The sequence below is a fragment of the Nonomuraea sp. NPDC049784 genome (assembly GCF_040659615.1).
GTDB lineage: Bacteria > Actinomycetota > Actinomycetes > Streptosporangiales > Streptosporangiaceae > Nonomuraea.
The window spans coordinates 1-3,545 of record NZ_JBFAMX010000841.1 but is presented as its reverse complement, the minus strand read 5'-3'; the positions used below and the strand labels follow the sequence as shown (position 1 = coordinate 3,545).

The 3,545-nt window shown below is 68.6% G+C and carries 3 protein-coding genes and 1 pseudogene; 2 read left to right on the top strand and 2 right to left on the bottom strand.

What is annotated here, in order from left to right:
* Together AB0J09_RS59560 and AB0J09_RS59555 are read right to left on the bottom strand one after the other, a co-directional pair.
* Positions 1–797, bottom strand: a pseudogene (locus AB0J09_RS59560) (hypothetical protein); the annotation flags it as partial.
* A 19-nt stretch (positions 798–816) separates the two neighbouring features.
* Complete coding sequence (locus AB0J09_RS59555) at positions 817–1,245, bottom strand: recombinase family protein (RefSeq protein WP_360712423.1); 429 nt, start codon at positions 1,243–1,245, stop codon at positions 817–819.
* A 114-nt stretch (positions 1,246–1,359) separates the two neighbouring features.
* Between AB0J09_RS59555 and AB0J09_RS59550 the strand changes: the two genes are divergently transcribed.
* Complete coding sequence (locus AB0J09_RS59550; protein WP_360712420.1) at positions 1,360–2,235, top strand: helix-turn-helix transcriptional regulator; 876 nt, start codon at positions 1,360–1,362, stop codon at positions 2,233–2,235.
* A gap of 130 nt (positions 2,236–2,365) precedes the next feature.
* The gene (locus AB0J09_RS59545) at positions 2,366–3,217 is read left to right on the top strand and encodes an oxidoreductase (RefSeq protein ID WP_360712418.1); all 852 of its coding nucleotides are present in this window, start codon (positions 2,366–2,368) and stop codon (positions 3,215–3,217) included.
* Positions 3,218–3,545 lie beyond the last annotated feature (328 nt).

The window sequence follows — 3,545 nt, the reverse complement described above, 5'->3', positions numbered from 1 at the left end:
ATCTCCAGCCGGCCGACCTCGACGTCGCCGTCGACCGCGGTGAGGCGCAGGCTCGCGGCCTCGTCGATCTTGATCTGGCGGTACGCGCCTTCGAAGACGACGTCGCCGAGACGGCCGACGGTCCGGAGTTCGGCGCTGGCCGCCTTAGCCTCGATCTGGGAACCGGCGGGCAGCTGGACCGTCACGTCGATGGATCCAGTCGAGCCAAGGTACTGGTTCTTCACCGAAGTCTCGATCCGCAGGACACCGTCGGCATATTCGACCGTGGTCTGCTCCGCCGCCTTCACATCACGGCTCTTCGAGGCGCTCGCGGGTCGGACCTCGACCGCGGTGTCGGCCCGGTCAGCGGCGACGAACTGGACGCGTCCCGCGGGAATGTCCAGGACGGCGGAAATCGGGGCGGGGGTGTCGAACTTCTGCATCATGTGCTCCTTGTGCTGTGTTCTTTCGATGTCCACCATCGCCGACCGGTCTGATACCGGGCTGTCGCCGTTCTGACGCCGCCGCTGACATACGGCAGAGTAGCCACGCCTACAGCGCGGGCAGGCGCGCACGGGGCCAGCCGGGGGGCGCCGGTCAGGTGAGGGTGCCGTGATGCGGGCGGCGTGGCGGTGGTCGGCGGCCTGGTGGCTGCGGGCGGTGCCGGCGAGGGTGGCGGCCACCGAGGCGGTGCGGCGGGCGAGCTCGGCGAGCGCGGGCTCCCACCCGGTCGACGGGTCATGCCCCGGGTCGCCGGCGGCGAATTCGGCGTGCGCGCCTGGTCGGGGGACCGCCGGGATACGGGAGAAACCTGCCAAGTGCTCGGGTAGTGCCTGGTCAGGGGTCGGTGTCGGCGAGGTCGCGGTAGAGCGAGGCGACTGAGGGATGGTCGCCGGCGTTCTTGCCGGTTTTGATGGTCAGTTTCTTGACGATGTCGGGCATCGGGGTGCCCTTGTCGCGCAGCGCGCGGGCGAAGAGCACGTCGTCTTCGTCGATCACCTTCGGCCGGCCGCCGTGGTTGCCACACGCGGCGGCGGCCTGCTGGCCTTCGAGGGTCTTGTCGCGGATGTAGTCGCGGTCGAGCTGGGCGGCGACGGCGAGCACGGCGAAGAACATGGAGCCCATGCCGTGCGGATCGTAGATCCCGGTCAAGGGTCCGCTTAGCAACTCCAGCTGAATCCCCGTGGCCTGCAATGTCGCCGAGAGCGTCATCAGCTCGGCGGCATTGCGCGCCAAGCATTTCATCTCGTGCACGGTCAGGATCACCGGCTGATCCGGCGGACGTTGCCGAGTCTCGCGGCCTCGCACGACCTGGTGTGTAGTACTGGCAGGGCCAGCTATGCCTTTGGTGATCGGCTGGGTGAAGAGCAGACTTAGGGCATGGGCAATAACGACTTGGGCGACTTCCTGCGGGCCCGCCGTGCTGGACTCACGCCGGATGAGATCGGTCTGCCGGTCGACTTCGGCGCCGGTCGCCGGGTCGCCGGTCTGCGGCGCGGCGAGGTCGCGCATCTGGCCGGGGTGAGTACCGAGTACTACACCCGTCTGGAACAAGGCCGCGCCCGGCAGCCGTCCGAACAGGTACTGCATGCCCTCTGCGACGCGCTGCGGTTCGATGACATAGAGCGGCGGCATCTGTTCGCTCTCGCGGGCACCACAGCCGGGCACAAGAACCGGGCCGAGCACTCGTCACGGCTGCGACCGGCGCTGCGACAGGTGCTGGAGTCGATGGATCTGGCTTCTGCTTTTGTCAGCGACCGGAACCTCACTGTCGTCGGAGGGAACACGTTGTGGGCGTTGCTGTTTCCCGATGTGGCCGAGCTGCCGCGCCGGGAACGCAGCATGGCGCGCTGGACGCTGCTGGATCCGCGTGCTCGCCTGGTGTGGCGCGACTGGGAACGCGTCGCCCGCGACTACGTGCATGGGTTGCGGCTGGCCGCCGCCGCCCAGCCGCGAAACCAGCGCATCGCCAACCTGATCGGTGAGCTGATGATGCGCTCACCCGAGTTCCCGGCGTGGTGGTCAGAACACCGCGTCCAGGAACGCAGCACCGGCCTCAAACGCCTCCACCACCCTGTCGCCGGTGACCTGGAACTGCAGTACGAGATCTTCACCTCGGTCGCCGACCCGGGCCAATCGCTCGTCGTCTACTGCGCGCCGTCCGGCTCGCCATCTCAGGAGCGCCTGCGACTGCTGGCCAGCTGGGGCAGCGAACCCGCCACCGCGACTACCCGGGACACCGCCGCCGAGTCCTGACCACCGCCCGAACCGGACGATCCAGCACCAACACCACCCAGACACGACCCCGCCAATACCCGCGGGGTCGATGCCGCCGTGCCCACGCACGCCCCGCGACCTGACACTCATCCACGAAAGGACACCCGTAGTGAGCAAGACATTCCTGATCACCGGCGTCAGCACCGGCCTCGGACTGGCCATCGCCCGACGAGCCCTGGCGGCCGGGCACCGGGTCGCGGGCACCGTGCGCACCGAGCAGCACGCGGCCGCCTTCCAGGCACTGGACCCCGACCGCGCCCGGGCCTTCATCCTCGACCTGTCCGACGCGGACCGGATCGACCCCACCGTGCGGGCCGCCGAAGCGGAACTGGGCCCGATCGAAGTGCTCGTGGCCAACGCCGGCTACGGGCTCGAAGGCACCTTCGAAGAGTCATCGATGGCCGATCTGCGCCGCCAGTTCGAGGTCAACGTATTCGGCACGGTAGCGACTGTGAAAGCGGTCCTACCCGGCATGCGGGAACGGCGCGGCGGCCACATCTTCGTCATCACCTCGATGGGCGGGCACACCGCCTTCCCCGGACTGGCGTTCTACGAAGGCAGCAAACACGCCCTGGAAGGCATCACCGACACCCTCGCCCAAGAGGTCACCCAGTTCGGCGTGCGGGTCACCGCCGTAGCTCCCGGCGCGTTCAAAACCGACTGGGCAGGTAGGTCACTGGTCCGCGCACCACGCAGCATCGCCGACTACGACGCACTGTTCGACCCGATCCGGACCCGCCGCCAGGCCCTCGCGGGTCAGGGCATCGGTGACCCCGATCGCGCGGGCGACGCCATCCTCACCCTCCTGGACGTGGAGAAGCCTCCCGTGCATATCCTGCTCGGCTCGGACGCGCTACGCCTGGTCACCGCCGGGCGCCAACGCGTCCAGGACGACTTCGACGCCTGGGAGAAACTCAGCCGCTCCACCGACTCCACCGAAGGTGGAGTAACAGTCGCCTGACACTGGACAATTCACCAAGACAGCGGCCGGTAACGGCGCTGTGGCTACCGACCCACTCGGAGACAGCGACAGCGCCACATCCGACACATGATCAACGAAACGCCACACGTCCGCTCATCAGCGTAAGGCGTTCTGTATCAAGCAGATGGTCGGTGCCTCGTCCGTCGTCGGTCCCCCGTCAGCCGACCGCGCCGGACTTCTCCTCCTCGCCGCGGGAACCGATCTCCGAGGCCCACCGACTGCGGCGGGCCTCGGCCTCGCGGACCATGCGCACCGCCTCGGACTCGGCGGCCGGGCCGTCGCTGGTCACGAGGGCCATCCCGCACGG

Bases quoted from the DNA above. Each gene is read 5' to 3' on its own strand.
- AB0J09_RS59550 (WP_360712420.1), top strand. From the start codon at position 1,360: ATGGGCAATAACGACTTGGGCGACTTCCTGCGGGCCCGCCGTGCTGGA.